Source organism: Streptomyces sp. NPDC058773, assembly GCF_042746015.1.
Classification (GTDB): domain Bacteria; phylum Actinomycetota; class Actinomycetes; order Streptomycetales; family Streptomycetaceae; genus Streptomyces.
In genome coordinates this window covers 1-25,352 of the sequence record NZ_JBHYPE010000073.1, presented here as the reverse complement: position 1 = coordinate 25,352, position 25,352 = coordinate 1, and the positions used below count along the sequence as shown (strand labels likewise).

Annotated in this window: 28 protein-coding genes; 14 read left to right on the top strand and 14 right to left on the bottom strand. The window is 70.6% G+C overall.

Features of this window, described 5'->3' with window-relative positions:
* Positions 1-93 precede the first annotated feature (93 nt).
* Entirely contained in the window at positions 94-552 is a 459-nt protein-coding gene (locus ACFW5B_RS33995) for an SRPBCC family protein (RefSeq protein WP_386448536.1), read from the bottom strand.
* Positions 553-1,093: 541 nt separating this feature from the next.
* Between ACFW5B_RS33995 and ACFW5B_RS33990 the strand changes: the two genes are divergently transcribed.
* Positions 1,094-1,408, top strand: a complete 315-nt coding sequence (locus ACFW5B_RS33990; RefSeq protein ID WP_386448533.1) for a type II toxin-antitoxin system Phd/YefM family antitoxin — start codon at positions 1,094-1,096, stop codon at positions 1,406-1,408.
* A gap of 38 nt (positions 1,409-1,446) precedes the next feature.
* Here ACFW5B_RS33990 and ACFW5B_RS33985 read toward each other — a convergent pair whose 3' ends face one another.
* Complete coding sequence (locus tag ACFW5B_RS33985) at positions 1,447-2,391, bottom strand: M28 family metallopeptidase (RefSeq protein WP_386448530.1); 945 nt, start codon at positions 2,389-2,391, stop codon at positions 1,447-1,449.
* Between the two features lie 519 nt (positions 2,392-2,910).
* On the opposite strand from ACFW5B_RS33985, the gene ACFW5B_RS33980 reads away from it, so the two are divergent.
* Genes ACFW5B_RS33980 through ACFW5B_RS33955 form a run of 6 tightly spaced genes read left to right on the top strand, consistent with a single transcriptional unit; the run spans position 2,911 to position 7,583 of the window.
* Positions 2,911-3,213, top strand: coding sequence for an urease subunit gamma (locus ACFW5B_RS33980; protein WP_026170153.1), 303 nt, complete (start codon positions 2,911-2,913; stop codon positions 3,211-3,213).
* Positions 3,214-3,230: 17 nt separating this feature from the next.
* A complete protein-coding gene (locus ACFW5B_RS33975) occupies positions 3,231-3,542 on the top strand; it encodes an urease subunit beta (RefSeq protein WP_386448526.1) in 312 nt (103 codons plus the stop codon).
* Positions 3,535-5,256 carry an urease subunit alpha gene (locus ACFW5B_RS33970; protein ID WP_386448523.1) on the top strand — a complete coding sequence of 574 codons (1,722 nt, stop codon included), beginning with the start codon at positions 3,535-3,537 and terminating at the stop codon, positions 5,254-5,256. The genes ACFW5B_RS33975 and ACFW5B_RS33970 overlap by 8 nt, the downstream gene beginning before the upstream one ends.
* A 41-nt stretch (positions 5,257-5,297) precedes the next feature.
* On the top strand, positions 5,298-5,972 hold the full coding sequence (locus ACFW5B_RS33965; protein WP_386448520.1) for an urease accessory protein UreF: 675 nt from the start codon (positions 5,298-5,300) through the stop codon (positions 5,970-5,972).
* A gap of 52 nt (positions 5,973-6,024) precedes the next feature.
* Positions 6,025-6,720, top strand: a complete 696-nt coding sequence (gene ureG / locus ACFW5B_RS33960) for an urease accessory protein UreG (RefSeq protein ID WP_386448517.1) — start codon at positions 6,025-6,027, stop codon at positions 6,718-6,720.
* Positions 6,717-7,583: an urease accessory protein UreD gene (locus ACFW5B_RS33955; RefSeq protein WP_386448514.1), complete on the top strand. Its 867-nt coding sequence runs from the start codon at positions 6,717-6,719 to the stop codon at positions 7,581-7,583. The genes ureG and ACFW5B_RS33955 overlap by 4 nt, the downstream gene beginning before the upstream one ends.
* Positions 7,584-7,598: 15 nt before the next feature.
* Here the strand turns inward: ACFW5B_RS33955 and ACFW5B_RS33950 are convergent, their stop codons facing one another.
* The 4 genes from ACFW5B_RS33950 to ACFW5B_RS33935 form a co-directional block, all read right to left on the bottom strand.
* On the bottom strand, positions 7,599-7,973 hold the full coding sequence (locus ACFW5B_RS33950) for a hypothetical protein (protein ID WP_386448511.1): 375 nt from the start codon (positions 7,971-7,973) through the stop codon (positions 7,599-7,601).
* Between the two features lie 182 nt (positions 7,974-8,155).
* Positions 8,156-8,536, bottom strand: coding sequence for a roadblock/LC7 domain-containing protein (locus ACFW5B_RS33945; RefSeq protein ID WP_386448508.1), 381 nt, complete (start codon positions 8,534-8,536; stop codon positions 8,156-8,158).
* Between the two features lie 70 nt (positions 8,537-8,606).
* A complete protein-coding gene (locus tag ACFW5B_RS33940) occupies positions 8,607-9,458 on the bottom strand; it encodes a hypothetical protein (protein WP_386448505.1) in 852 nt (283 codons plus the stop codon).
* 43 nt (positions 9,459-9,501) lie between these two features.
* The gene (locus ACFW5B_RS33935; protein ID WP_386448502.1) at positions 9,502-9,885 is read right to left on the bottom strand and encodes a hypothetical protein; all 384 of its coding nucleotides are present in this window, start codon (positions 9,883-9,885) and stop codon (positions 9,502-9,504) included.
* Between the two features lie 562 nt (positions 9,886-10,447).
* Here ACFW5B_RS33935 and ACFW5B_RS33930 point away from each other — a divergent pair.
* Positions 10,448-12,076, top strand: coding sequence for an alpha/beta hydrolase (locus tag ACFW5B_RS33930; RefSeq protein WP_386448499.1), 1,629 nt, complete (start codon positions 10,448-10,450; stop codon positions 12,074-12,076).
* 80 nt (positions 12,077-12,156) lie between these two features.
* Here ACFW5B_RS33930 and ACFW5B_RS33925 read toward each other — a convergent pair whose 3' ends face one another.
* Together ACFW5B_RS33925 and ACFW5B_RS33920 are read right to left on the bottom strand one after the other, a co-directional pair.
* A complete protein-coding gene (locus tag ACFW5B_RS33925) occupies positions 12,157-13,059 on the bottom strand; it encodes a TIGR02452 family protein (RefSeq protein WP_386448496.1) in 903 nt (300 codons plus the stop codon).
* Between the two features lie 70 nt (positions 13,060-13,129).
* On the bottom strand, positions 13,130-13,858 hold the full coding sequence (locus ACFW5B_RS33920; protein WP_386448539.1) for a lysophospholipid acyltransferase family protein: 729 nt from the start codon (positions 13,856-13,858) through the stop codon (positions 13,130-13,132).
* A 307-nt stretch (positions 13,859-14,165) separates the two neighbouring features.
* On the opposite strand from ACFW5B_RS33920, the gene ACFW5B_RS33915 reads away from it, so the two are divergent.
* Together ACFW5B_RS33915 and ACFW5B_RS33910 are read left to right on the top strand one after the other, a co-directional pair.
* Positions 14,166-14,849 (top strand): hypothetical protein, encoded by a 684-nt coding sequence (locus ACFW5B_RS33915; RefSeq protein WP_386448493.1) that lies wholly within the window; start codon positions 14,166-14,168, stop codon positions 14,847-14,849.
* Positions 14,850-15,055: 206 nt separating this feature from the next.
* Positions 15,056-15,463 carry an SSI family serine proteinase inhibitor gene (locus ACFW5B_RS33910; protein WP_386448490.1) on the top strand — a complete coding sequence of 136 codons (408 nt, stop codon included), beginning with the start codon at positions 15,056-15,058 and terminating at the stop codon, positions 15,461-15,463.
* A gap of 22 nt (positions 15,464-15,485) precedes the next feature.
* On the opposite strand, the gene ACFW5B_RS33905 is transcribed toward ACFW5B_RS33910, so the two are convergent.
* The 5 genes from ACFW5B_RS33905 to ACFW5B_RS33885 form a co-directional block, all read right to left on the bottom strand.
* Positions 15,486-15,644, bottom strand: coding sequence for a hypothetical protein (locus tag ACFW5B_RS33905; RefSeq protein WP_386448487.1), 159 nt, complete (start codon positions 15,642-15,644; stop codon positions 15,486-15,488).
* 109 nt (positions 15,645-15,753) lie between these two features.
* Positions 15,754-16,713 (bottom strand): cytochrome c oxidase assembly protein, encoded by a 960-nt coding sequence (locus ACFW5B_RS33900; protein WP_386448484.1) that lies wholly within the window; start codon positions 16,711-16,713, stop codon positions 15,754-15,756.
* A gap of 116 nt (positions 16,714-16,829) precedes the next feature.
* Positions 16,830-17,855 carry a 6-phosphofructokinase gene (locus tag ACFW5B_RS33895; RefSeq protein ID WP_386448481.1) on the bottom strand — a complete coding sequence of 342 codons (1,026 nt, stop codon included), beginning with the start codon at positions 17,853-17,855 and terminating at the stop codon, positions 16,830-16,832.
* A 143-nt stretch (positions 17,856-17,998) separates the two neighbouring features.
* Positions 17,999-18,727: a glutamine amidotransferase gene (locus ACFW5B_RS33890; protein ID WP_362826401.1), complete on the bottom strand. Its 729-nt coding sequence runs from the start codon at positions 18,725-18,727 to the stop codon at positions 17,999-18,001.
* A 26-nt stretch (positions 18,728-18,753) separates the two neighbouring features.
* On the bottom strand, positions 18,754-19,992 hold the full coding sequence (locus ACFW5B_RS33885) for a MurT ligase domain-containing protein (RefSeq protein ID WP_386448477.1): 1,239 nt from the start codon (positions 19,990-19,992) through the stop codon (positions 18,754-18,756).
* Between the two features lie 185 nt (positions 19,993-20,177).
* On the opposite strand from ACFW5B_RS33885, the gene def reads away from it, so the two are divergent.
* A complete protein-coding gene (gene def, locus ACFW5B_RS33880; protein WP_386448474.1) occupies positions 20,178-20,738 on the top strand; it encodes a peptide deformylase in 561 nt (186 codons plus the stop codon).
* Positions 20,739-20,774: 36 nt separating this feature from the next.
* Here def and ACFW5B_RS33875 read toward each other — a convergent pair whose 3' ends face one another.
* Entirely contained in the window at positions 20,775-21,422 is a 648-nt protein-coding gene (locus ACFW5B_RS33875) for a TetR family transcriptional regulator (protein WP_386448471.1), read from the bottom strand.
* 161 nt (positions 21,423-21,583) lie between these two features.
* Between ACFW5B_RS33875 and ACFW5B_RS33870 the strand changes: the two genes are divergently transcribed.
* The 3 genes from ACFW5B_RS33870 to ACFW5B_RS33860 all read left to right on the top strand — a co-directional run.
* Positions 21,584-22,804 (top strand): acyl-CoA dehydrogenase family protein, encoded by a 1,221-nt coding sequence (locus ACFW5B_RS33870; protein WP_386448468.1) that lies wholly within the window; start codon positions 21,584-21,586, stop codon positions 22,802-22,804.
* A gap of 420 nt (positions 22,805-23,224) precedes the next feature.
* Positions 23,225-25,006: a glyoxylate carboligase gene (gene gcl / locus ACFW5B_RS33865; protein WP_386448465.1), complete on the top strand. Its 1,782-nt coding sequence runs from the start codon at positions 23,225-23,227 to the stop codon at positions 25,004-25,006.
* A 95-nt stretch (positions 25,007-25,101) separates the two neighbouring features.
* Positions 25,102-25,352: NAD(P)-binding domain-containing protein (locus ACFW5B_RS33860; protein WP_386448462.1), on the top strand; the 251-nt coding region annotated here is incomplete at its 3' end.

The window sequence follows — 25,352 nt, the reverse complement described above, 5'->3', positions numbered from 1 at the left end:
TTTGTGTGGGTCCCCTTTCTCTTCTTCCGGGGGGCGGGGGCCGCGGGGGGGGGGGGGGCGCGGGTGTCCGGCCCCCCCCCCCGCCGGACTGGGTCAGCCGGGCTTGATCCGGCCGCGCCAGGCCCCGGATTCGGCGCCACGGTGCTCGATGTAGTCCTTGAAGCGCCGCATATCGCCCTTGACCCGCCGTTCGATGGTTCCCGACATGTCGGCGGCCTTCTCCGCCATGCCTGAGGGCTCGATGTCCATCACGAGCGCCACCCGCGTGTGGGTTTCGTCCAGGCGCTGGAAGCTGACCAGGCCCTTCTGCTGTGTATCGCCGGTGGTGGTACACCAGGCGATGCGGTCGTCCGGGAGCTGGTCAATGATCTCGGTGTCGAATTCCCGCCGCACGCCGCCGATTTTGGTGGTCCAGCGGTTGTGCTTGTCGTCGAGCTGGGTGACCCTCTCGACTCCCTCCATGAACTTCGGGAACTCCTCGAACTGTGTCCACTGGTTGTAGGCGGTGTGGACCGGAACCTCGACGTCCACCGTCTCCTTCACCGTGCTCATCGCTACGCCTCCTCCGTGGTGGCTTGCGCGGGTGACGAAGCCCGCGCCGCGCATCTCGCGTGGTTCAGCGGGTGCCCGATGACTGGCTTCTTAGACGGCGCCCACAGGGGTTTTCGGCTGATGCGCAGCCACCGGTGCTCAGCGATGCCGTTCACAGCCGCTGATCCCGGCCCGGACCACGGGCGCTGGGCTCCGTGCTCCCGGCGGGAGTCTTCTACGCTCCGCGACCGGCTGACCATCCTCAGCTACAACATCGAGCTGCCTACCACAGCTTGCCGATGCGGGGCTGGGCGGGGATCCGCCCAGCCTCCGGTACGCGCACGCAGGCACCCGCCGGGCCGGAGCCCCCGTGCGGGGCCGGTCGAGCGGGGTATTCCGCCGCACCGGAGACCCGCCAGGACTCCGTGCGACCAGGAAATTCTTCGTCTCACACATCTCTCACACACGAGAGCGCACAGGAGCAGGCGAGAACCACTGACCTGGACATTCGCTGTCGCCACGGACCACGGTGGACCAGGTAGGCATTACATAGGCTAGGAGCATGGCCTACGAAATTCCGGTGACGCAAGCCCGGGCGGAGCTGGCGGATCTGATCAACCGCGTCGTCTACGGCGGTGAGCGGGTGGTCGTCACCCGTCACGGCAAGCCGCTGGTGGCGCTGGTATCCGCCGCTGACCTGCAGCTCCTTGATGAGCTGGGGCGGGGTGCGCAGGGCGCGGAGGAGGAGCAGGTGATCAGCACGGTCTCCACCGTGCGACAGCTCCCGTCCGCTCCGGGCGAACGACGACGCTTCGGCATCGCCGCAGAACACCGCGACCCGGCCGCCGGGGACCGGCGGCCGGGTCGCGAGAGCTGACGGTCAGCGAGCGCTGACCGTATGAAGGCGCGGGGAGATCAGGAGCTGAGCTCCCACAGCGCGTGGGCGATGGCGTCGGTGTTGTTGTCCAGCGCCTTGTCGTCGATGTTCTTCGAGGTGTCGCAGGACTGGTGGTAGCAGGCGTCGAAGGCCTTGCCGGCCTCGCCGCCCCAGTCCTTCGCCTGCTTCTCGGTCTTCTTGTAGTCGGCGCCGGAGAAGAGGCCGCCGACGGCGATGCCCGCGTCCTTGAAGGAGGCGTGGTCCGAGCGGCCGTCGCCCTCGGTCTCCTTCTCGGTGGCGATGTTCTTCTTGGCGAAGAAGTCCTTGAAGACCTTCTCCAGGCGGGTGTCGTCGTCGTAGACGAAGTAGCCCGGGTTCGGCGAGCCGATCATGTCGAAGTTCAGGTAGGAGTCGATCTTCGACTTGTCGGCGCCGAGCTTGTCGACGTATGCCTGCGAGCCGACCATGCCGTCCTCCTCGTCGCCGAACCAGGCGAACCGGAGGTGCTTGGTGGGCTTGAGGTCCGCCTTGGCGACGGCGAGCGCCACCTGGAGGATGCCGGCCGAGCCCGAGCCGTTGTCGTTGATGCCGGGGCCCTCGGAGACCGAGTCCAGGTGGGCGCCGGCCATCACGGTCTTGCTCTCGTCGCCGCCCTTCCAGTCGGCGACGAGGTTGTAGCCCTTGGTGCCGCCGCCGTCGAACTCCTCGACCTTGGTGGTGAATCCGGCCTTGTCGAGCTTGCCCTTGATGTAGTCGACGGACGCCTTGTAGCCCGGCTGCCCGTGCGCGCGGTTTCCGCCGTTGGCGTCGGCGATCGACTGAAGCTGGTCCAGGTCGGCCTTGACGGCCTTGACGTCGATGTCCGGGGCGGCCGCCGGCGCGGTCCCGGCGTAGGCGCCGGCCGCGGTGAAGACGGTGGCGGCAACGGCGGCGACGGCGCCCGTGGCCAGCGCGGCCCGGCGTATTCGCGTGGAACGAGTCACGATGTGGCTCCGATGCTGGTGTGGGGGGATGGAGCTATTTGACGCGCACATGAGAATTGCGATCACTTTGCAAACCGTCAAGAGCGCATACCGGACAGTCGTGTTCGGCGAACGGGCCGGGTCGGGTTTATGTCGATAGTGGCGATTCCTGGTGCATGGCGGTCATCTGTTCCATGGGGCGGAGCGGCTTCCACGGGGCGGATTTCGCCAGCGGATTCCCTGTCCGGCCCGGGATCTGACGGGCCCGCAGCCGGTCCGGAAGCCGGTCACCGTGCCGTAACGGCGCGTAATAACGCCGCGTTACATCGGGTGGAAGAAGAGGCGTCGACAGGTCGCTCGTCGTAACGCCGATGAAATCCCGCCGAACTAGCCTCCTGGCGTGGGGCGCTTGATGGCCAAGTGCTGAAAGTCGGTTTGCTCCTCCTTTAATTACTGCGTGGTACACCTATCGACGCAGGTGTACCCACGCCTGTGACCTGGGCGAATGCGTCCGGGCGGGAAGACTGTGAGGTGGAAGGTATGCAACTGACCCCGCATGAACAGGAGCGGCTGATGATTCATGTGGCGGCAGACGTGGCCGAAAAGCGCCGCTCCCGGGGGGTGAAGCTCAATCATCCGGAGTCGATCGCCCTGCTCACCGTGCACATCCTCGAAGGCGCCCGGGACGGCCGTACCGTCGCCGAGCTGATGTCCTCCGGCCGCAAGGTGCTCACCCGCGACGAGGTCATGGACGGCGTCCCCGAGATGATCCACGACGTCCAGGTCGAGGCCACCTTCCCCGACGGCACCAAGCTCGTCACCGTGCACGAACCCATCAACTGAACGGGGAAGAGCCGCATATGATCCCGGGCCAGATCCTCCACGCCGACGAGCCGGTACGCCTCAACGAAGGCCTTCCCCGCACCCGGATGACCGTCCTCAACGCCGCCGACCGCCCCGTCCAGGTCGGCTCCCACTACCACTTCGCCGAGGCCAACCCGGGCCTCGACTTCGACCGCGCGGCCGCGCACGGCAAGCGGCTGAACGTCCCGGCCGGCTCCGCCGTGCGCTTCGAGCCCGGCATCCCCACCGAGGTCGAACTCGTCCCCATCGGGGGCAAACGCATCGTCATGGGTCTGCGCGGGGAGACCGGAGGCACCCTCGATGGCTGAACTCACCCGCCAGGCGTACGCCGACCTCTTCGGCCCCACCACCGGCGACCGCATCCGGCTCGCCGACACCGACCTGGTCATCGAGATCACCGAGGACCGCTCGGGCGGACCCGGCCGGGCCGGTGACGAGGCCGTCTTCGGCGGCGGCAAGGTCATCCGCGAATCGATGGGCCAGTCCCGTGCCACCCGCGCCGAGGGCACCCCCGACACCGTGATCACCGGCGCCGTCGTGCTCGACCACTGGGGCATCGTCAAGGCCGACGTCGGCATCCGCGACGGCCGGATCACCGCCCTGGGCAAGGCGGGCAACCCCGAGACGATGGACGGCGTCCACCCCGACCTGGTCATCGGCCCGGAGACCGAGGTCATCGCGGGCAACGGCAAGATCCTCACCGCCGGTGCCATCGACACCCATGTGCACTTCATCTGCCCGCAGCAGGCGGACGAGGCGCTGGCCTCCGGCGTCACCACCCTGATCGGCGGCGGCACCGGACCGGCCGAGGGCAGCAAGGCCACCACCATCACCCCCGGCGCCTGGCACGTCGCCCGGATGCTGGAGTCGATGGACGCGCTCCCGGTCAACGTCGGTCTGCTCGGCAAGGGCAACACCACCTCCCTCACCTCGATGCGCGACCAACTGCGGGCCGGCATCCTCGGCTTCAAGATCCATGAGGACTGGGGTGCCACACCGGCCGTCATCGACGCCTGTCTGACGGTCTGCGAGGAGAGCGGCGCGCAGCTCGCGATCCACACCGACACCCTCAACGAGGCCGGCTTCCTCGGCGACACCCTCGCCGCCATCGCGGGCCGTTCGATCCACGCCTTCCACGTCGAGGGCGCCGGCGGCGGCCACGCCCCCGACATGATCGCGATGGTCTCCGAGCCGAACGTGCTGCCCGCCTCCACCAACCCGACCCGGCCGCACACCGTCAACACCGTCGAGGAGCACCTCGACATGCTGATGGTCTGTCACCACCTCAACCCCGCGGTCCCCGAGGACCTGGCGTTCGCCGAGTCCCGTATCCGGCCCTCGACGATCGCCGCCGAGGACATCCTGCACGACCTCGGCGCCATCTCGATCATGGCCTCGGACGCCCAGGCCATGGGCCGGATCGGCGAGGTCGTGCTGCGCACCTGGCAGACCGCGCACGTGATGAAGCGGCGCCGCGGCGCCCTCCCCGGCGACGGCCGCGCGGACAACCACCGCGCCCGCCGCTATGTCGCGAAGTACACCCTCAACGCGGCCATCGCCCAGGGCATCGACCATCTCGTCGGCTCCGTCGAGGACGGCAAGCTCGCCGACCTCGTGCTGTGGGACCCGGCGTTCTTCGGCGTGAAGCCGCAGCTGGTCATCAAGGGCGGCCAGATCGCCTATGCGCAGATGGGCGACGCCAACGCCTCCATCCCCACTCCGCAGCCGGTCCTGCCCCGCCCGATGTTCGGCGCCACCGGCAGGTCTCCCGGCAGCAACTCGGTCAACTTCGTCTCCCCGCAGGCCCTGGCGGACGGCCTCCCCGAGCGTCTCCCGCTCGCCAAGTCCTACGAGGCGATCCGCAGCACCCGCGGCATCACCAAGGCCGATATGCGCAACAACGACGCCCTGCCGCGCGTCCAGGTCGACCCGGACACCTTCACGGTGACCATCGACGGCGAGGTGGTCGAACCCCGCCCCGCCGCCGAACTCCCCATGGCCCAGCGGTACTTCCTCTTCTGAGGAGCACCGATGAGAACCCCGACGAAGGACACGTACCACCGATGAGCCGCGCAGCGCTGCTCGTCCTCGCCGACGGCCGGTTCCCCGCCGGCGGGCACGCCCACTCGGGCGGCGCCGAACCGGCCGTCGCCGCGGGACGCATCAAGGACGCCGCCACCCTGGAGAGCTTCTGCCGGGGCCGGCTGCACACCGCGGGCCTGGTCGCCGCGGGGCTCGCCGCCGCGGCCGCGGCCGGCCACGACCCGCTCCTGCTGGACGACGCCGCCGACGCCCGTACGCCCGTACCGGCGCTGCGGCAGGTCGCCCGGCGGCTCGGCCGGCAGATGATGCGGGCCGCCCGCGCCACCTGGCCGAGCGCCGCACTCGACGCGCTCGCCACGGCCCGCCCCCGCGGCGCCCACCAGCCCGTCGTCCTGGGCCTGGCCGCCCGGTCCGCCGGTCTGCCGCCGCTCGACGCCGCGTACGCCGTGGCCTACGAGAGCATCAGCGGCCCGGCGACCGCGGCGGTGCGGCTGCTGAGCCTGGACCCCTTCGACGCCACCGCCGTGCTCGCCCGCCTCACCGCCGACCTCGACCGGGTCGCGGAACGGGGCGCCGACGCCGCGCGGCGGGTCACCGCCGAAGGGGTCGACGCCCTGCCCGCCGCCTCCGCGCCGCTGCTCGACATCACCGCCCAACAGCACGCCGCCTGGCCGGTACGCCTCTTCGCCTCCTGACCCGTCGGCCTCCTGCCGCCCCCGCGCGGCCGTACCCATCACCGGAGTGAGCATGCACCTCGATCACAAGGACACCTTTCCCGAGCGCCATACCTACAGTGCCCCCGCCCCCGTACGGGGAGACGGCACCCGGCGGGCCCTGCGCATCGGGCTGGGCGGCCCGGTCGGCACCGGCAAGACCGCCACCGTCGCCGCGCTCTGCCGCGCCCTGCGCGACGCACTGTCCATCGCCGTCGTCACCAACGACATCTACACCCGCGAGGACGCCGAATTCCTGCTCCGGGAGGCCGTTCTGCCCGCCGAGCGGATCTCCGCCGTCGAGACCGGCGCCTGCCCGCACACCGCCATCCGCGACGACATCTCCGCCAACCTCGAAGCCGTCGAGGACCTGGAGGAGGCGGTCGGCCCGCTCGATCTCGTGCTGGTCGAGTCCGGCGGCGACAACCTCACCGCGACCTTCTCCAAGGGCCTGGTCGACGCCCAGATCTTCGTCATCGACGTGGCCGGCGGTGATGACATCCCGCGCAAGGGCGGCCCCGGCGTCACCACCTCCGACCTCCTCGTCATCAACAAGACCGACCTCGCCCCGCACGTCGGTGTCGACCTGGAAGGCATGGCCCGCGACGCCAAGGCCCAACGCGGTGAGCTGCCGGTGGTCTTCACCGCCCTCACGTCGGAGAACGGTGTCCGGCCGGTGGCGGAGTGGGTCCGGGGACGGCTGGCGGACTGGACCGCGGGCCCGGCATGACCCGCACGCTTCCCGCCCCGGCGCCGCCGCCCCGGCCCGATGCCGCGCCGGCCGCCGGTCTGCGTGCCACCGCCCGCATCGTCGCGCGCGCCGATGACGGGGGTGCCACCCGGCTGCCGGTGCTCGACGGCGACGGCCCGTTCGCGCTGCGGCGGATCCGCGGGACCGGCCGGCAGGCCCGGGTCTGTGTCGTCGGCGCCATGAGCGCCCCGCTCGGCGGCGACCGGCTGGCCATCGAAGTCACCGTCGGGCCGGGCGCCGCCCTGCATCTCACGACCGCCGCCGCGACCGTCGCGCTGCCCGGTCGCACGCCCGGCCACGCCACCTACGACGTGCGGTTGACGGTGGCCGACGGCGCCCGGCTCGACTGGCTGCCCGAACCGCTGATCTCAGCGGCCGGCAGCGAGCTGCGGATGACCACCACCGTCGAACTGGCCCCCACCGCCCGCCTGGTACTGCGCGAGGAACAGGTCCTGGGACGCAGCGGCGAGGAGACCGGCGCACTGCACAGCCGGCTCGTCGTCCGCCGGACCGGCCGGACGCTGCTCGACCAGGAGACGGCGTACGGGCCCGGCGCCCCCGGGTGGGACACCTCGGCCGTCCTGGACGGGCACCGTGCTCTGGGTCAACTCCTGGTGGTGAAGCCGGAGTTCGAGCAGTGCCCGGCCGAGGTGCGGCTGCTGGGCGCCACGGCGGGGGAGCGGTCCGACGGCGCGGGGCGGAGCGCGGCGGGACCGGCGGCGGGACAGGGGGTGCTGGCGCCGCTCGCCGGTCCCGCGGCCCTGGCCACCGCCGTCGCCCCGGACGCGCTACGGCTGCGGCGCCTCCTGGACGAGGCCGCCCGGAGCGCCGCCGCCGGGTGACGGCGGCGGCTCCGCTCAGACCTCCAGATCGGCTTCCAGCCGGGCCAGACGGTGGCGCGCCAGGGCGAGATTGGCGCGCTTGCGGTCCAGCACGAGATAGAGGAAGAGACCGCCTCCGTTCTTGCCGGTCACCGGGCGGATGATGTGGTACTGCGCGGTCAGCGTGATGAGCATGTCCTCGATGGAGCCCTGGAGTTCCAGCATCTCCATGGTGCGCATCTTGGCGCGTACGACATCGGTGTTGCCGGCCGCCGCGATATTGAGGTCGAGCGTCTGATTGTCGCCGAGGGTGGCCAGTGCCATGCCGCTGGTGTAGTCGACCAGGGCGACGCCGACCGCGCCCTCGATGGTCGACATCGCGTCGGCGAGAGCGGATTCCATGTGAGCCATGAGGGGTCAGACCTTTCGATTCCTTGACGGTGTTTCTGGTGTTTCTGGTGCTTCGGGGATTCAGGCGCTCAGGGGATCTGGGGCTTCGGGGATTCGGGTGCGGGATGGGGAGTTGTGGGATGCGGCGTGTGTACGGGCGGGGACGTGGGGTGGAATTGCCGGGTGCCGGCGGCCGGCGGCGGCTATCGGCGGGGTGGTGCGTCCACCAGGGCCCCGATCCGTTCCGCGGCCTTCCTGGCCTGCAGATGGAGCCGCCCGACGTTGGTGTCCGTACCGGCCACGGCGGTCAGTACCGCGCGACGGCCGGCCGAATAGGCGGCGATATACCCGGTGGCGCCGCGGGTCAGGGATTCCTCGAAGGAGCCCTGACCGGTCGCCTCGGTGAGGCGTTTGGCGACACCGATCGCGGCGGCGGTGAGCGCGGCCAGACCGTCCGGTTCGATGTCCGGCAGATCGTGGGCGATCACCATGCCGTCCACACTCGCCACCATCCCGCCCTGGAAATGGCGCACTTGATCGCGCAGCATGTGTAATTCATCCCGTATCCGGGGTTCGATCGTCATCAGTCTCCTTTTCCGGGCGCGCTTTCCGATGACGCGCCTCATGGGCTGCACGGTGTTCGTGCGCAGGGGCTCACAGGTTCTCCTCCAACGCCGTACGCAGTCGGACAAGCAGGGCAATATCCGGATCGGCGGTATCGAGGAGGCCCGGAACCGGTACGTGCCAGGCCGAGGCCGGGCGCCCTTCGGCGACGGCGGCGGGCTGCCCGTCCAGGCAGGCGCCGGGCCGCCGCCGTGGCAGCGCCGCCGCCACCGGGGGCAGCTCGACCAGGCCCGCGGCGGCGAGACGGCGGACGTCCAGCAGGGTCGCGAACGCGGACTGGCCCAGCAGGCGGGCCAGTTCGTACGGGGTGTGCCGGCCGTCGGCGCGGTCGAGGAGGCGCCGCTGCCGGCCCGTGGTGGGGGCGGAGGTGCGCGGGTGGACGGGGATGACGGGGGAGGAGTCGACCGCCGCCCAGGCGTGCAGCCGGTCGAGCAACGCCCGGCGGCGGGCCGTCGCCTGCTGGAGCGCGACGGCGCTGATGGGCCGTACGACGCCCAGCCAGTGGGCGGTTCCCGGGGTGAAGGAGGTGGACTCCGGAGGCAGGGGCAGCGCGAAGAACGCCGCGTCGAGGAGGGCGGCGAGATGGCATATCTCCAGCTCGCTCTGGGTCAACCAGCCTTCGCTGACCAGGAATTGGGCGGCCCCCAGGTGCGGCCCCGCCCGTTCGACGGCGTGCTGCCAGCCCTGCGGCGGCACCTTTCCGGCCGTGAGGAGGAGGATGTCGAGACCGGGGGCCGCGGTGCCCTCGACGCAGTAGACCGCGCCTTCGAGAAGATAGATGCAGCCGTGCGGGCCGCGGAGTGCGCCGGTGACCCGCTCGGCGGCGCACCGGTCGAGAAGCCCGGCCGGTGCGGGTGGGGGAGGGGATATGGGCAGGCCCATGGCTGGTTCCTTTGGCGATCGTGCGGGGTGGCGGAGCGCGCACTCAGGACGCGACCAGCTCCGCCGCCAGATCGCGCAGCCGGAGCCGGGCGACGGCGAGATTGGCCTGGGTGCGGTCCAGCCAGAGGTAGAGGTACGTCTGGCTGTCGAAGGCCGTGTGCACGAAGCGGATGAGGTGGTAGCTGTTGTCGGCGGTGATGATCAGGTCCTCCAGGGCCGGGCCGCCGGCGCCCGAGGTGTCGAAGGTGGCGTTGCGCGCGACGGCCTGCACCACGTCGGCGGTGTCGGCGGCGGCCGCGTCATGGTCGCCGTGCGGCGCCCGGCCCGCCGTGCCGAGCGTCAGCCCACTGGTCCAGTCGATCAGCCCGGCGCCCAGAACGCCCGGGATCCCCATCGCCTGGGACAACACCTGATCGATACCCGGCACTTCGGATCTCCCTCGCGATGGCTCTGTCAGCGCGAAAACGCCGAAGCCCTCCCGTGGCAGTGAGTGGGAGAGCCTTCACGGAAGGTTACTGAAGCTGTGCGGCTGGCACATGCCTGTGGGGCAGGTCTACGGCAATTGACGTATTCTCGCCCCTGCACGCCCCCTTGGCGGCCAACGAGCCGCGCCGCACTCCGCCAGGCCGCCCGCGCCCCCGCGTGCCCCGTCGAGCCCCCCGGCCTGCTGTTTCCTCTCCTGTTGTCCCGTCAACCATCCCTTATGGGCATCGAGTTGAGGGTGGCGCCGAAGTGGTGCGGGCGCTGCGGGGACCCATCACACAGGCCGGCGGCGTTGGCCGGAATGATGAGGTTCCCCGGCGATGTCCGGCCGTTCCGTGCCCCGTTGGGCTGTCGTCGCGCGCCCTCGGCACGGCAAGAAACCTACAGGTTGGTAAAGAATCGCGGAGCCAGCCTGTTCAAGAGGGGACGGCGCACGACAGGATCCCTCCGTAAGCCTGTGATCAACGCCGTCACGAGCGGCGCACCATGCAGGGGGAATTGACCACGTGAGAAAATCAGCAGCGCTCGGCGCCGCCGGAACTCTCGTCTCCGGCGCGCTCCTTGCCGGAGCGATATCCGCTCCGCCCGCGCAGGCGGGTGAGCAGCACCAGCGCGGTTCGGCCGAGTCGCGGGGTGTGGCGACCGCCGCCGCGCGCGCAGCCAAGAAGGGCATCGACTGGCAGGACTGCCCCGCGGACTGGGGCTTCAAGCCGCCGGTCCAGTGCGGGTATGTCACCGTCCCGGTCGACTACGCCAAGCCGAACGGCCGCACCATCAAGATCGCCGTCGACCGTGCCGTGAGCACCGGCGGCAAGAAGGAGCGACAGGGCTCCCTCCTCTACAACCCCGGTGGCCCCGGCGGTTCGGGTATGAGGTTCCCGACCCGCATCACCACCAAGAACCCGCTCTGGGCGAAGACCGCGAAGGCGTACGACTTCGTCGGCTTCGACCCCCGGGGCGTGGGTCACTCCGCGCCGATCTCCTGCATGGACCCGCAGGAGTTCGTCAAGGCGCCCAAGGCCGACCCGGTGCCGGACAGCGAGGCCGACAAGCGCGCCCAGCGCAAGCTCGCCAAGCAGTACGCCAACGGCTGCGCCGAGCGCAGCGGCCGCCTGCTGCCGCACATGACGACCAAGAACACCGCCCGCGACATCGATGTGATCCGTGCCGCGCTCGGTGAGAAGAAGCTCAACTACCTGGGCGTCTCCTACGGCACCTACCTGGGCGCGGTCTACGCGACGCTCTTCCCCGGGCACGTCCGCCGGATGCTCGTCGACAGCGTCGTCGACCCCTCCCGCGAGAAGGTCTGGTACCAGGCCAACCTCGACCAGGACATCGCCTTCGAGACCCGCTGGGGCGACTGGAAGAAGTGGGTCGCCAAGAACGACGCGGCGTACCACATCGGCAGCACCCCCAAGAAGGTCCAGGCGGCCTGGGAGAAGCTGCGCGCGACCGCCAAGAAGAAGCCCATCGGCGGCGTGGTCGGGCCGGCCGAGCTGACCGGTTTCTTCCAGAACGCTCCGTACTACGACGACATGTGGGCCTCGGTCGCCGAGGTCTGGAGCGCGTACCTCGCCGGTGACAGCAAGCCGCTGGTGGAGAACGCCGGTCCGAACCTCAAGGACACCGCGGGCAACATCTCCGCGGAGAACGGCAACGCGGTCTACACCGCCGTCGAGTGCACCGACACCAAGTGGCCCACCAGCTGGCAGAAGTGGGACCGGGACAACACCCGTATCCACCGGCAGGCACCGTTCATGACCTGGTCCAACGCCTGGATGAACCTGCCGTGCGCCACCTGGCCGGTCAAGCAGCAGCGGCCGGTCGAGGTCAAGACCGGCAAGGGGCTGCCGAGCGTGCTGATCGTGCAGAGCGTCCGGGACGCGGCCACCCCCTACGGTGGCGCGGTCGAGCTGCACCGTCGCTTCAAGGGCTCCCGCATGATCACCGAGCGGGACGCCGGATCGCACGGTGTCACCGGCGAGGTCAACCCGTGCATCAACGACCGGGTCGACGCGTACTTCCTCTCCGGGAAGACCGACGCCAAGGACGTGACCTGCGCCCCGCACGCCACGCCCAAGCCGAACGCGGCGAAGTCCCTGGTGGGGTCCTTGGACCTCCCCGCCGTGCACTGATGACGGCATGAAAACCGCCGGCACCACATGACGGCACGCAGGGGCGGCCGGGAATCCTCCCGGCCGCCCCTGTCGTCGTCTCAGCCCGCGAACGGCTCGTTCCGTGCCTTCGAGATCGCCCGGTCCGCCATGGCCGGCGCCGGTGAACGGTCCGGCCGGTCCGCAGGGAACACCGTGGAGAAGGCGGCCCGGGTGGGCGAGTCCGCCCGGCGGTCCAGCACGGCGAACACCACCCGGTCGAACCAGCCGGCGAACCGGCCGCCCTCCAGCAACGCCGCCGCGAACGCCCGTGCCACATCGGCCGGTTCATTGCGGAACACCCCGCAGCCCCAGGCCCCCAGCACCAGCTGACGGTGCCCGGCGGCCGCCGCGACCTCCAGGACCCGCTCGGCCCGTACCGCCAGCGCCGCCGCCACCCGGCCGGTCTCGGCCGGCCGCTGCCGGGCGATCACCCCGGCGTTCGGCGCCGCGGCCGTCAAGAATCCTGCCTCGTACGGCACTTCGAGCAGCGTGCCGCGGTCGTCGCGGAACACCGGGACTCCGGGGGAGAGGAGCACCCGGTCGCTGTAGAACGGGCTGGGGTCGGCCCGGTGCGCGGCGTAGAATTCCGGGGCCTCGCGCACACAGGTGTAGAGCGCCGACCCGCGGCACAGCGCCTCCTCCTGGGCCTGCGCGCCGTTGAGATAGCCGCCGCCGGGATTGCGCGCGGAGGCGAAATTCAGCACGGCGAGCGGCCCCGCCCCCGACTCGGCCAGCCGCCGCCCCGCCGTGAGACTGCCCTCCCCCGTCACCTCGAACGCCGTGCGCACACCCGGCGACGGCGCCGCCACGGCGACCGGCTCCGGTCCGTACAACCGGGTTCCGTTCCGGGCCCGGCCGATCGCCGCCGCGATCTCCACCCGTCGTCCGCTCGGGGCGTCGTACGCCCCCGCCGCGACGATCCGTTCCGTTTCCTGTGCCATGCCACGCAGCCGGGCGCTCATCGTCGGCACCCCCGTTTCCCGTGCTTCATGACGGTCAAGGTACGGGCCGTCGGTGCGTTCCGCGATCGGATTACGACGCCCGTTCGTCCTTGCCGTGCCCGCGCCGTCCGTGCGCCCGCGCCGCCTGGGCCGCGGCCTTGGCCTCGCCCGCGTAGATGTCGACGTACTCCTGGCCGGACAGGGTGAGGATGGCGTACATGATTTCGTCGGTGACGGCGCGCAGGGCCATGCGCTCGTCCTCGAGTCCGGCGTAGCGGGAGAAGTCCAGCGGTGCGCCGAAGCGGATGGTGATCCGCATGATGCGCGGCAGCCGCCGGCCCGTCGGCTGCGCCTCGAAGGTGCCGATCATGGCGCACGGCACCACCGGTACTCCGGCACGGATGGCCATCGCGGCGACGCCGGTGCGCCCCTTGTAGAGCCGGCCGTCGTGCGAGCGGGTGCCCTCCGGGTAGATGCCCAGCAGCCGGCCCTTGCGCAGTACGGAGAGCCCCGAGGAGATGGCCGCCTGCGAGGCGCGGCCGCCGGAGCGGTCGACCGGGATCTGCCCGACGCCCCGGAAGAACGCCGCGGTCAGCCGCCCCTTCAGACCGGGACCGGTGAAGTACTCCGCCTTGGCCAGAAACGTCACCCGGCGCGGCACGATGGCCGGCATCACGAAGTGATCGGCGAACGACAGATGATTGCCGGCGATGATCGCCGCGCCCTCCTCCGGTACATGGTCGAGTCCCTCGATCCGCGGCCGGAACACCAGTCGCAGTAATGGCCCCAGAAGCAGGTACTTCAGCACCTGGTAGAGCACAGGACAGCTCTCCATTCCCTAGGCTCGCCGGGGCGGCCACCTCGTCGCAGGTCACAAGGGCTGCCCGGAACGGCCAGTGAGTCTATGGGCAAGTGCCGTGGCAGGTAAGCACCTTCGGCCGGATCGATGCTGACTCGCTCCCGGTAGGGCGCATCCGGCCGGGCCACTGGCTTCTTCCCTTTCGGCAGCCGCTTTGGCATCCACGGACAACTTTCCACCCGGCTTGAGACGCACCGGAGGGGCGCGCCGTACTGTCCGGCAACCGAGACTGACCCCACGGTCCGGGCCGAGGACAGGAGCCATGCAGATGTCCCGAAAGAGAACAGTCGGACGACGTCAGAAGATCGTCATCGGTGTCAGCGCGGCGGCACTGGTCGGCGGGATCGCCGTGGCCACCACGGGCACCAGCCAGGCATCGGCGGCGTGCGACGGACTGGCGACCGCCCTGAGCAACAATCAGAAGTTCATCGCCGACCAGAAGGCCAACCCGGATGCCCAGTCGGCCGCGCGGATCGCCAACCGCGAGGCCGTGATCAAGGAGATCCGGCTGAAGCAGCGGGCCTCCGGCTGCTCCGACGGCGGGGGTGAGTCCGCGGGCGCCCCGCCGTTGGCCGAGCAGCCACCCGCCGGCGGCGCCTCGTCCGCATCGCAGCCGCCCTCCGGCTCGGCGCAGCCACCGGCCTCGGACGACCCGCCCGCGTCCGGTGACGCGTCCGCCTCGGCCGCCCCGCCGGCCGGCGGCGACGACGTGGTGTGCCGCGGCTCGACGGTGACCCTCTCCGGCGAGGGCGGCGCACCCGCGGCGTCCAGCGACGAGTTCCCCACCGGGACGAAACTGAAGGTGACCAACCTGGACAACAACAAGTCGACCACCGTCTCCGTCACTTCCGCATCGGGCAGCTGTGTGCTGCTGAACAACGCGGCATTCGAGGAGGTACGTGAGGAAGGCAAGTTCCTGATCCGGCGCGCCCGCATCGAGCGCGTGGGGTAACCCCGGTCCGGTGGCCGGCAGCGGAGCCGCCTCCTCCGCTGCCGGCCACCCTGTCTTCGGGGCGGTATCCGCGGGCCGTACGGGCGACCTCACGGCGTGGCCGCTTGTCCGCGGGGGCGCAGCGAGGTGGCCTGACTCCGCCCGGCGGCGCGTGTCCCTGTCGGGCTCCCGCATGTGATGCCACCGAGCGTTCCCAGGAGACCACGATGCCCGTCAGCCGTCGATGCCGATCCGCCCGCGCCATCCTGCCCGCCACCGTGCTCGCCACGCTGCTCTGCGCCGCTCCGGCCGGCGCCGACGACCCGCCGGCCGGAGACCAGGGCCTGGTGCTCACCATGACCGGAGCGGGCAGCTCCTGGAGCCGCGGGGTGCGGCTCAGCTGCCCGGACATCCACCGCAGACATCCGCACGCGGGCGCCGCCTGCGACGCGCTGACCTGGGCCCGCGGCGACCTGGACGCGCTGCCCGGCGAGCCGCACACCTGCACCAGGGAGTACGACCCGGTCACCGTCAGCGCGACCGGTACCTGGCGCGGCATCCCGGTCAACTGGCACAAGGAGTTCCCCAACGCCTGCACCATGGACTCCGCCACCGGGCCCGTCTTCCGCTTCTGAGCGGCGCCTGCGAACGGCCGGCTCAGACCGGCCGCGAGGCCACCACCCCGATCGTCACCAGGGCCACCACCACCCAGGAGAACCAGACCCACCCGTTCGCGCCCATCGCCACCGTGTAGGCGGTCGCCGCGATCAGCCCGCCCACCGTGCACACGGCCATCGTCTTCGCAGATCCGGGCATACCCGCACCCTCCTCACGGCGGCCGGGACGCCGACGGAACGGCGCGGGCCGCGGCCATGGGACCATCGTCCCCGGCCGCGGCCCGTACCGCCAGACGCGCGACGTGCCGTCACTGCCCCCGTGCGTTCAGCGAGGCGAGATAGGCGTTGTAGTCGGCCAGATCCTTGTCGCCGTTGCGGTCGGCGGCCCGGTCCGCGCGCTGCGACTGACGCTCCTCGGACTTGTACCACTGGAAGACCAGGGCGATCAGCACCACCACGGACGGGATCTCGCTGAAGGCCCAGGCGATCCCGCCGGCGGCCGACTGGTCGGACAGCGCGTCGATGCCGAGCGAGGCGGGCGGGTTCAGGAAGGTGGTGACCATCGGCTCCGACGCCATCATCAGCGCGATACCGAAGAACGCGTGGAACGGCATGCCGGCGAACAGCTCCAGCATCCGCATCACGTACCCGGGCCGGTGCGGGCCCGGGTCGACGCCCATGATCGGCCAGAAGAACACCAGGCCCACCGCGAGGAAGTGCACCATCATCCCGATGTGCCCGGCCCGGGACTCCATCAGGAAGTCGAACAGCGGGGAGAAGTAGAGCGCGTAGAGGCTCGCGATGAACAGCGGGATGGTGAACGCCGGGTGCGTGATGATCCGCATGTAGCGGCTGTGCAGCAGCGCGACCAGCAGTTCGCGCGGCCCCTTGCGGCCGCGGCCGGCGGCCGGCAGGGCGCGCAGCGCCAGCGTCACCGGCGCCCCGAGCAGCAGCAGGATCGGCGAGAGCATGCTGATGACCATGTGCTGGACCATGTGCACGCTGAACATCGCCATGCCGTAGTCGTTGAGCCGGGTGCACATCACCAGTGCCACCGTCACGATGCCCAGGGCCCAGGCGACGGTACGGCCCACCGGCCAGGCGTCCCCCCGGCGCCGCAGCCGGACCACCGCCCAGCCGTACAGCGCGAGCCCCAGCAGACAGCCGACGAGGAAGACCGGATCACCACCGAACTCCAGGCCTCTTCCCAGCGTGAACGGCGGCAGATCCATGTTCATGCCGTCCATGCCGTGCCCGCTGTGATCCATCCGCTCGCTCCTGATTCGTACCAATGCTCCGGCGACAAGACTAGAACCGCCCCCGGCCGTGGGAGCGGCCGGGGGCGGTTCGTACAGCGCGGAACCATCGCGCCGGGGTCATCGGGTCACAGCACGCACTCGGCCTCGTCGTAGCGCTCCGCGGGCACCGTCTTGAGGGTCTCCACGGCCTCCGCCAGCGGCACCAGCGTGATGTCGGTGCCGCGCAGCGCCGTCATCATCCCGAACTCGCCGCGGTGCGCGGCCTCGACGGCGTGCCAGCCGAAGCGGGTGGCGAGCACCCGGTCGTACGCGGTCGGGGTGCCGCCGCGCTGGACGTGCCCGAGGATGACCGGACGCGCCTCCTTGCCGAGCCGGTCCTCCAGCTCCACGGACAGCTGCCGGGCGACCCCGGCGAACCGCTCATGGCCGTACATGTCCTTGCCGCCGATATCGAAGGTCATGGTGCCCTCGCGCGGCTTGGCGCCCTCGGCGACCACCACGATCGCGAACTTCTTGCCCGCCTCGAACCGTTCGGCGACCCGCGCGGTCAGCTCCTCGATGTCGAAGGGCCGCTCCGGCACCACGATGGCGTGCGCACCGGCCGCCATCCCCGAGTGCAGCGCGATCCAGCCGGTGTGCCGCCCCATCACCTCGACGATCATCACCCGCTGGTGCGACTCGGCGGTGGTCTTGAGCCGGTCCAGCGCCTCGGTGGCGACGCCCACCGCGGTGTCGAAGCCGAACGTCACATCCGTGACCGCGATGTCGTTGTCGATGGTCTTCGGTACGCCCACGATCGGCAGCCCCGCGTCCGACAGCAGCCGCGCCGCCTTCAGCGTGCCCTCGCCGCCGATCGGGATGATCGCGTCGAGGCCCAGTTCGGCGACATGACCGCGGGCCCGCTCCACGCCGTCCCGCAGATGTGCGGGCTGGACCCGGGACGACCCGAGGATGGTGCCGCCGCGCGCCAGGATGCCGCCGACGGCATCGAGGTCGAGCTTGCGGTAATCGGCCTCCAGCAGGCCCTTCCAGCCATCGCGGAAGCCGATCACCTCATCGCCGTGATCGGCGGTGGCGCGGTGGACGACGGACCGGATGACGGCATTCAGTCCGGGGCAGTCGCCGCCGGAGGTGAGGACACCAATACGCATTGCTCGAAAAACCTCTGCAACTCAACCGGGGGCCCGGACCCCGTCGTCCGGTGGGAATCCGCTCACCCTACAAGCGCGGGGCCGCCGGGAACACGTACGCCCGCAGTGCAAGACTGCGGGCGTACGAATGGGCGCGGTGGCGCTCAGGCGGGCGTGGTCGCCGCGGCGATCCGCTCCTGGCGCAGCGCCTCGTACCAGGTGTCGTCCACCGGGGGCAGCGCGTTGACGTCCAGCGCCAGCTTGATCAGCAGGTCGGCGATGTGCGGGTTGCGCGCCATCACCGGGCCGTGCATGTACGTACCGAAGACGGTGTCGTTCCACGCGCCTTCGTAGCCGTCGCCGACGCCGTTGCCCTTGCCGAAGCGCACCTTGGCGAACGGCCGGGCGGTCTTGCCCAGGTGCGTCACGCCCTGGTGGTTCTCGAAGCCGGTCAGCGGCGGCAGCCCCAACTGCGGGTCGATATCGGCGAGTACGTCACCGACGCAGCGCTCGGCCTCACCGCGGGCGCTCACCACGTCCAGCAGCCCCAGGCCCTGCTGCCGCTCCCCGAGGTCGTTGATGAACTCATGACCCAGGATCTGGTAGCCGGCGCACACCGAGAACACGATCGCGCCGTTGGAGACCGCACGGCTCAGCCCGCCGTCGCGGATCAGCCGCTCGGAGGCCAGCCGCTGCGGCCGGTCCTCGCCGCCGCCGATCAGGTAGATGTCGCCGGAGGTGGGGATCTGCTGGTCGGACCGGACATCCAGCCGCTGGACGTCCAGACCGCGCTGGCGCGCCCGCCGCTCCACCACCAGGGCGTTCCCCTGGTCGCCGTACGTGCTCAGCAGGTCCGGGTAGATCCACACCAGCCGCAGGCTGTTGTCACTCATGTTCGCTCGTCCTTTCCCGCGCATCGTCAGTTGCCCACCCGTCGGCGCAGGTCCTGGAATGCCGTGTAGTTGGCGATGATCTCGATCCGGCCGGGCGGCGCCAGCTGCACCGCCTCATCGAGGCTCTCGCAGACCTGGAAGTCGAGACCCGCGACCTCCAGCCGCACCGCCAGGTCCAGCTTGCGGTCGCCGAGCACGAAGATCGGGTGCCCGGCCAGCCGGGTGTAGTCGACGTCCCACAGCCAGGAGGTGTCGGTGCCGTCCGCGCCGCGTGCGTTCACGGACATGATCACCGGGGTCGGCGGCGGGTCGATCAGCGAGAAGGTCTCCAGCCAGCCGGCCGGGTTCTTCGCCAGCAGCAGCCGCAGCTCCCGCTCCATGAAGGTGACCACGTCATAGCGCCCGGCCACCGCCTGCACCGAGAACATCCGCTCCAGGGCCACCTGCGGCGGCACCCCGAAGGCGGCGGCGACCGCGGCGGACGTGGTGGCGTTGGCCTTGTTGGCACGCCCCGGCAGCTGCAGCTTGATCGGCCACGCGCTGCCGTGCGGGTCCAGGACATGATCGCCGGAGAGCGCCCAGCTGGGCGTGGGACGGCGGAAACCGCACTCCGCGCAGAACCAGTCGTCGCCCGGCCGCTGCATCACACCACCGCACGACGGGCAGGACCAGGCGTCGTCCTTCCACTCCTGCCCGGCCGCGACCCACACCACGTTCGCGGACGACGAGGCCGCCCACACGATCAGCGGGTCGTCCGCGTTGGCGATGATCAGCGCCTTGGAGCCGGCCAGCCCCTCGCGCCAGTGCTCGGCCAGCATCCGGGTCTCCGCGGCGCGGTCGAGCTGGTCGCGGGAGAGGTTGAGCAGCGCTATGGCCTTCGGTGTCGTATCGCGTGCGACCCCGGCGAGGTACTTCTCGTCCACCTCGATGACGCCGTACTTGGCGTCCGAGCCGCCCGCCAGGGCGGAGGTGATGCCGGCCGGCATGTTGGCGCCGAGCGCGTTGGAGACCACCGGGCCGCTGGCGCGCAGCGCCTCCGCGATCAGCCGCGTGGTGGTCGTCTTGCCGTTGGTCGCGGACACCAGGATGACGTCCAAGTGCCGTGCCAGCCGCGCCAGCAGGTCGGGGTCGAGCTTGAGCGCCACCCGGCCACCGATCACCGATCCGCTGCCGCGGCCCGCCGCGCGCGATACCGCCGCCGCGGCCTTGCCTGCCGTCACGGCCAGCTTGGCCCGCGGCGACAGCGGCTCCGTGTTGCCTGCCATCGTCCTTGATCCTCCTTGCATCCGGCGCCCGCCTGCCGTGGGGGCTGCCGGTGGAACGCTCCTCCGCAGCCGATGACCGGCCGGGGCTTCGGTCGGGGATCAGCCTATCGAGATCCGGCCGCAGCCCCGAACCCCGCCACCCGTGCGGCGACATCCGCTGTCCCCAGGACCGTACGCTTGTCCCCATGCGTCCCCGCACCATTCCCGGCACTTCCGGCCATGTCCGCCCGCTGCGATTGCTCGGCGATCCGGCCCTGACCGAGCCCTGCCAGGAGGTCACCGTCTTCGATGACGAGCTGGCCCGGCTGGTCGAGGACATGTACGCGACGATGTACGCCGCGCACGGCGTGGGCCTCGCCGCCAACCAGATCGGCGTCCCGCTGCGGGTGTTCGTCTACGACTGCCCCGACGACGAGGACCGCCGCCATCTGGGACATCTGGTCAACCCCCGGCTCGTCGAGGCCGACGGCCCGGTCATCCGCGGCCCCGAGGGCTGTCTCTCGCTCCCCGGCATCGAGGCCGGTACCCCGCGCCACGACCACGCCGTCGTGACCGGGGTGACCCTGACCGGCGAACCCGCGACGGTGACCGGCACCGGCTTCTTCGCCCGCTGCCTCCAGCACGAGTGCGACCACCTCGACGGCGGACTCTATGTCGACCACCTCACCGGGCTGCGCCGCCGCCGGGCGCTGCGCGCCGCGGCGAAGGCCCCGTGGGCCGCACCCGCGGGGGAGTCCGGCCGCTGAACCACCGGCGCCCGCCTGCCGTGTCACGGGCCGGGCTCAGAAGCCGGGGCCGTCCGTGCGGTCCTCGACCGTGGCCAGCTGTCCCCAGAGCAGATCGGCCAGCTGCTTGACCAACTGCTCGCGTGAGCACGGGCGTTCGCGCAGCCACCAGTCACCGGCGTGCTGCATCATGCCGACGATGCCATGGCCCCAGACGCGCGCCGTCAGCTCGCCGCCCGGTCCCAGATCGAGCCGGTCGGTGATCACCTTGGCCAGCTCCTCGCCGAGCCGGCGCAGCAGCGGGGCGGAGTGCCGTCCGACGTCGAAGCCGGACTCGGAGGCGTTGTCCTCGTCCGACGGGTGCATCAGGAAGCGGTAGACCTGCGGCCGGGTCTCGATCGCGAGCAGGTAGGCATCGAGGGTGGCCTCGACCCGGTCGCGGCGCAGGACGGGGGCGTCCAGCGCGGTCGCCAGATTGGCGAGCAGGGCATCCGTGTGCCGTACGGCGAGCGCGCGGTAGAGCCCGCCCTTGTCGCCGAAGTGCCGGTAGAGGATCGGCTTGGTGATGCCTGCCTCGGCCGCGATGGCGTTCATCGAGGCGTCCGGTCCGTCGCGCAGCACAATGCGCTCGGCGGCTTCCAGCAGCTCCCGCCGCCGGCGCTCGGTCGCCGACTGCCGGCGGCCGCTGTGCTCGGTGCTTTCCATGGTCGTGCTCCCCACCCTTGTGAATCCGTGGCGCTGGCGCAACGTAACACCCGATCTCCACGGCGATTTCGTTCCCAGGGGAGTTGACATTGCTTACTGGCGAGTAACACACTTCGGGTTACCGCTAGTAACACAGTAATGCCCGGGCAGCAGGAGGGGACATGGCCGAGTTCACCATGGAGCTCAACGACGAGCAGAAGGAAGTCCGTGACTGGATTCACGGCTTCGCCGCGGACGTCATGCGCCCCGCCGCCACCGAATGGGACGAGCGGGAGGAGACCCCCTGGCCCGTGATCCAGGAGGCCGCCAAGATCGGCCTGTACTCCCTCGACTTCTACGCCCAGCAGTTCTTCGACCCCACGGGTCTCGGTATCCCCATGGCGATGGAGGAGCTGTTCTGGGGCGACGCCGGCATCGGCCTGTCGATCGTGGGCACCGGCCTGGCCGCCGTCGGCGTGCTCGCGAACGGCACCGAGGAGCAGATCGGCACCTGGGTCCCGCAGATGTACGGCGACGTCAACGACGTCAAGGTCGCCGCCTTCTGCTCGTCGGAACCGGACGCCGGCTCGGACGTCGCCGCGATGCGCACCCGCGCGGTCTACGACGAGGCCAAGGACGAGTGGGTGCTCAACGGCACCAAGACCTGGGCCACCAACGGCGGCATCGCCAACGTCCATGTCGTGGTCGCGGTCGTCGACCCCGACGCCGGCTCCAAGGGGCACGCCTCGTTCATCGTCCCCCCGAACACCCCCGGCCTCTCCCAGGGGCAGAAGTTCAAGAAGCACGGCATCCGCGCCTCGCACACCGCCGAGGTCGTGCTGGAGAACGTGCGGGTCCCCGGCCACTGCCTCCTGGGCGGCAAGGAGAAGCTCGACGAGCGCCTGGCCCGCGCCCGGGAGAACGTGAACGGCGAGCGCGTGAAGAACGCCGCCATGGCCACCTTCGAGGCATCCCGGCCCGCGGTCGGCGCGATGGCGGTCGGCACCGCGCGGGCGGCCTACGAAGAGGCGCTGGAGTACGCGAAGACCCGCTCCCAGTTCGGCCGCCCGATCATCGACAACCAGGGCGTGGCCTTCCAGCTCGCCGATATGCGCACCCAGATCGACGCCGCCCGGCTGCTGGTCTGGCGTGCCTCCTGGATGGCGGTGGCCGGGAAGCCGTTCACCTCTGCCGAGGGTTCCATGTCGAAGCTCTTCGCCAGCGAGGTCGCCAAGAAGGTCACCGCCCAGGCCGTACAGATCCTCGGCGGTAACGGTTTCACCCGCGAATACCCGGTCGAGCGGATGCACCGCGACGCCGCCATCTACACCATCTTCGAAGGCACCAGCGAGATCCAGCGCCTGGTGATCGCCCGGACGCTCTCGGGGATGCCGATCCGCTGAGGTCAACTCGCGGGAAAATGCGCTGAGTTGATGCCGGAGTGCACCGAATTCCGGTGCAAGTGCACGGACTTCCCGTGAGAGTGCGGCGCATTCCCGCGAAGGTGCAGATCGCCGTGGAAAAGAGGGCCTCACCCAGCCGCTGGGTGGGGCCCTCGGTGGTCTCTCGGGAGAGGGCGCGAAGCCGCGCATCGGGCCATGGTCCGCTGCGCGGCTTTTCGTCGTGCCCGGATTCTCTCTGACGGCTGTCGCCGGTGCCGGTTCGGTGCGGGCGCGCGGGTCGGGGGCCGCATCCCTTGACGACCGGATCGCCGCGCTCTACTTTCCTTCCGTAGAGCAAAACATTAGTTCCGCGATACGGAATCAGCCGCCTCTGGCGCCGCGCTGGAGCTTGCCCGTGACAGGTCGACGCAGGAGTACTCGATGCCTCGAATGACAGCCGCCCGCGCCGCGGTGGAGATCCTCAAGCGGGAGGGCGTGGCCCACGCCTTCGGAGTGCCGGGCGCCGCGATCAACCCCTTCTACGCGGCGCTCAAGGGCGCGGGCGGGATCGATCACACGCTGGCGCGCCATGTCGAGGGCGCCTCGCACATGGCCGAGGGCTACACCCGGACCCATCCGGGCAACATCGGCGTCTGCATCGGTACCTCAGGACCGGCCGGCACGGACATGATCACCGGCCTCTACTCCGCGATCGGCGACTCGATCCCGATCCTCTGCATCACCGGCCAGGCCCCCACCGCGGTGATCCTCAAGGAGGACTTCCAGGCCGTCGACATCGCCGCGATCGCCAGGCCGGTCACCAAGGCCGCCACCACCGTCATGGAGGCCGCGCAGGTCCCGGGCGTCTTCCAGCAGGCCTTTCATCTGATGCGCTCCGGCCGCCCCGGCCCGGTCCTCATCGACCTGCCGATCGACGTCCAGCTGACCGAGATCGACTTCGACCCCGAGACCTACGAGCCGCTGCCCGCCTTCAAGCCCGCCGCGACCCGCGCCCAGATCGAGAAGGCGCTCACCCTCCTCAACGCCTCCGAGCGCCCGCTGATCGTCGCCGGTGGCGGCATCATCAACGCCGACGCGTCCGGGCTGCTGGTGGAGTTCGCCGAACTGACCGGCACACCGGTCGTGCCGACCCTGATGGGCTGGGGCATCGTCGCTGACGACCACGAGCTGAACGCCGGCATGGTCGGCCTCCAGACCTCGCACCGCTACGGCAACGCCACCTTCCTGGAGTCCGACTTCGTCCTCGGCATCGGCAACCGCTGGGCCAACCGCCACACCGGCAAGCTGGACGTCTACACCCAGGGCCGGACGTTCGTCCATGTCGACATCGAGCCGACCCAGATCGGCAAGATCTTCGCCCCGGACTACGGCATCGCCTCGGACGCCAAGGCCGCGCTGGAGCTGTTCGTCGAGGTCGCGCGCGAACTCAAAGAGGCGGGCGCGCTGCCGGACCGCTCCGACTGGGCTGCCGCCACCCAGGAGCGCAAGGCCCGGCTCCAGCGCCGTACGCACTTCGACAACATCCCGATGAAGCCGCAGCGCGTCTACGAGGAGATGAACAAGGCCTTCGGCCCGGAGACCCGCTACGTCACCACCATCGGCCTGTCCCAGATCGCCGGCGCGCAGATGCTGCACGTCTACCGGCCGCGCCACTGGATCAACTGCGGCCAGGCCGGCCCGCTCGGCTGGACCATCCCGGCCGCGCTGGGCGTCGCCACCGCCGACCCGCAGACACCGGTCGTCGCGCTCTCCGGCGACTACGACTTCCAGTTCATGCTCGAAGAGCTGGCCGTCGGCGCCCAGCACCGCATCCCGTACATCCATGTCCTGGTGAACAACGCCTACTTGGGCCTGATCCGGCAGGCGCAGCGCAACCTCGACATCAACTTCCAGGTCAACCTGGAGTTCGAGAACATCAACGCGCCGGAGCTGGGCGTCTACGGCGTGGACCACGTCAGGGTCGCCGAGGGCCTGGGCTGCAAGGCCATCCGGGTCTCCGACCCGAGCCGGCTGGGCGCCGCCTTCGAGGAGGCCAAGAAGCTGGCCGCCGAGCACCGCGTCCCGGTCGTCGTCGAGGCCATTCTCGAACGGATCACCAATATCTCGATGAGCGGTTCCGACATCGCCGGTGTCCATGAGTGGGAGGACATCGCGACCGAGCCCGGTCACGCGCCCACCGCGGTCAAGCCGCTCAAGGTCTGACGCCCGGCCGGCGTCACCGCCCACCCGTAAAGACCGGACGGCGCTCCCTCCCACGCCGTCGTCCGCCCCTTCTGTGATGCGAAAAGAGGCACCTGATGAGCACTCTCCCCAAGGTCGCGTGGATCGGTCTGGGCATCATGGGCTCGCCCATGGCCGAGAACCTGATCAAGGCCGGCTACCCGGTCACCGGCTACACCCTGGAAGCCGACAAGCTGGAGCGCCTGGCCGACAACGGCGGGCGTACGGCCGGTTCGGTGGCCGAGGCGGTCGCCGACGCCGACGTCATCATCACCATGGTCCCCGCCTCCCCCCAGGTCGAGGCCATCGCCTACGGCCCGGACGGCAT

Bases quoted from the DNA above. Each gene is read 5' to 3' on its own strand.
- ACFW5B_RS33995 (WP_386448536.1), bottom strand. From the start codon at position 552: ATGAGCACGGTGAAGGAGACGGTGGACGTCGAGGTTCCGGTCCACACC.
- ACFW5B_RS33990 (WP_386448533.1), top strand. From the start codon at position 1,094: ATGGCCTACGAAATTCCGGTGACGCAAGCCCGGGCGGAGCTGGCGGAT.
- ACFW5B_RS33980 (WP_026170153.1), top strand. From the start codon at position 2,911: ATGCAACTGACCCCGCATGAACAGGAGCGGCTGATGATTCATGTGGCG.
- ACFW5B_RS33975 (WP_386448526.1), top strand. From the start codon at position 3,231: ATGATCCCGGGCCAGATCCTCCACGCCGACGAGCCGGTACGCCTCAAC.
- ACFW5B_RS33970 (WP_386448523.1), top strand. From the start codon at position 3,535: ATGGCTGAACTCACCCGCCAGGCGTACGCCGACCTCTTCGGCCCCACC.
- ACFW5B_RS33965 (WP_386448520.1), top strand. From the start codon at position 5,298: ATGAGCCGCGCAGCGCTGCTCGTCCTCGCCGACGGCCGGTTCCCCGCC.
- ureG (WP_386448517.1), top strand. From the start codon at position 6,025: ATGCACCTCGATCACAAGGACACCTTTCCCGAGCGCCATACCTACAGT.
- ACFW5B_RS33955 (WP_386448514.1), top strand. From the start codon at position 6,717: ATGACCCGCACGCTTCCCGCCCCGGCGCCGCCGCCCCGGCCCGATGCC.
- ACFW5B_RS33950 (WP_386448511.1), bottom strand. From the start codon at position 7,973: ATGGCTCACATGGAATCCGCTCTCGCCGACGCGATGTCGACCATCGAG.
- ACFW5B_RS33945 (WP_386448508.1), bottom strand. From the start codon at position 8,536: ATGACGATCGAACCCCGGATACGGGATGAATTACACATGCTGCGCGAT.
- ACFW5B_RS33940 (WP_386448505.1), bottom strand. From the start codon at position 9,458: ATGGGCCTGCCCATATCCCCTCCCCCACCCGCACCGGCCGGGCTTCTC.
- ACFW5B_RS33925 (WP_386448496.1), bottom strand. From the start codon at position 13,059: ATGAGCGCCCGGCTGCGTGGCATGGCACAGGAAACGGAACGGATCGTC.
- ACFW5B_RS33915 (WP_386448493.1), top strand. From the start codon at position 14,166: ATGTCCCGAAAGAGAACAGTCGGACGACGTCAGAAGATCGTCATCGGT.
- ACFW5B_RS33910 (WP_386448490.1), top strand. From the start codon at position 15,056: ATGCCCGTCAGCCGTCGATGCCGATCCGCCCGCGCCATCCTGCCCGCC.
- ACFW5B_RS33905 (WP_386448487.1), bottom strand. From the start codon at position 15,644: ATGCCCGGATCTGCGAAGACGATGGCCGTGTGCACGGTGGGCGGGCTG.
- ACFW5B_RS33900 (WP_386448484.1), bottom strand. From the start codon at position 16,713: ATGGATCACAGCGGGCACGGCATGGACGGCATGAACATGGATCTGCCG.
- ACFW5B_RS33895 (WP_386448481.1), bottom strand. From the start codon at position 17,855: ATGCGTATTGGTGTCCTCACCTCCGGCGGCGACTGCCCCGGACTGAAT.
- ACFW5B_RS33890 (WP_362826401.1), bottom strand. From the start codon at position 18,727: ATGAGTGACAACAGCCTGCGGCTGGTGTGGATCTACCCGGACCTGCTG.
- ACFW5B_RS33885 (WP_386448477.1), bottom strand. From the start codon at position 19,992: ATGGCAGGCAACACGGAGCCGCTGTCGCCGCGGGCCAAGCTGGCCGTG.
- def (WP_386448474.1), top strand. From the start codon at position 20,178: ATGCGTCCCCGCACCATTCCCGGCACTTCCGGCCATGTCCGCCCGCTG.
- ACFW5B_RS33875 (WP_386448471.1), bottom strand. From the start codon at position 21,422: ATGGAAAGCACCGAGCACAGCGGCCGCCGGCAGTCGGCGACCGAGCGC.
- ACFW5B_RS33870 (WP_386448468.1), top strand. From the start codon at position 21,584: ATGGCCGAGTTCACCATGGAGCTCAACGACGAGCAGAAGGAAGTCCGT.
- gcl (WP_386448465.1), top strand. From the start codon at position 23,225: ATGCCTCGAATGACAGCCGCCCGCGCCGCGGTGGAGATCCTCAAGCGG.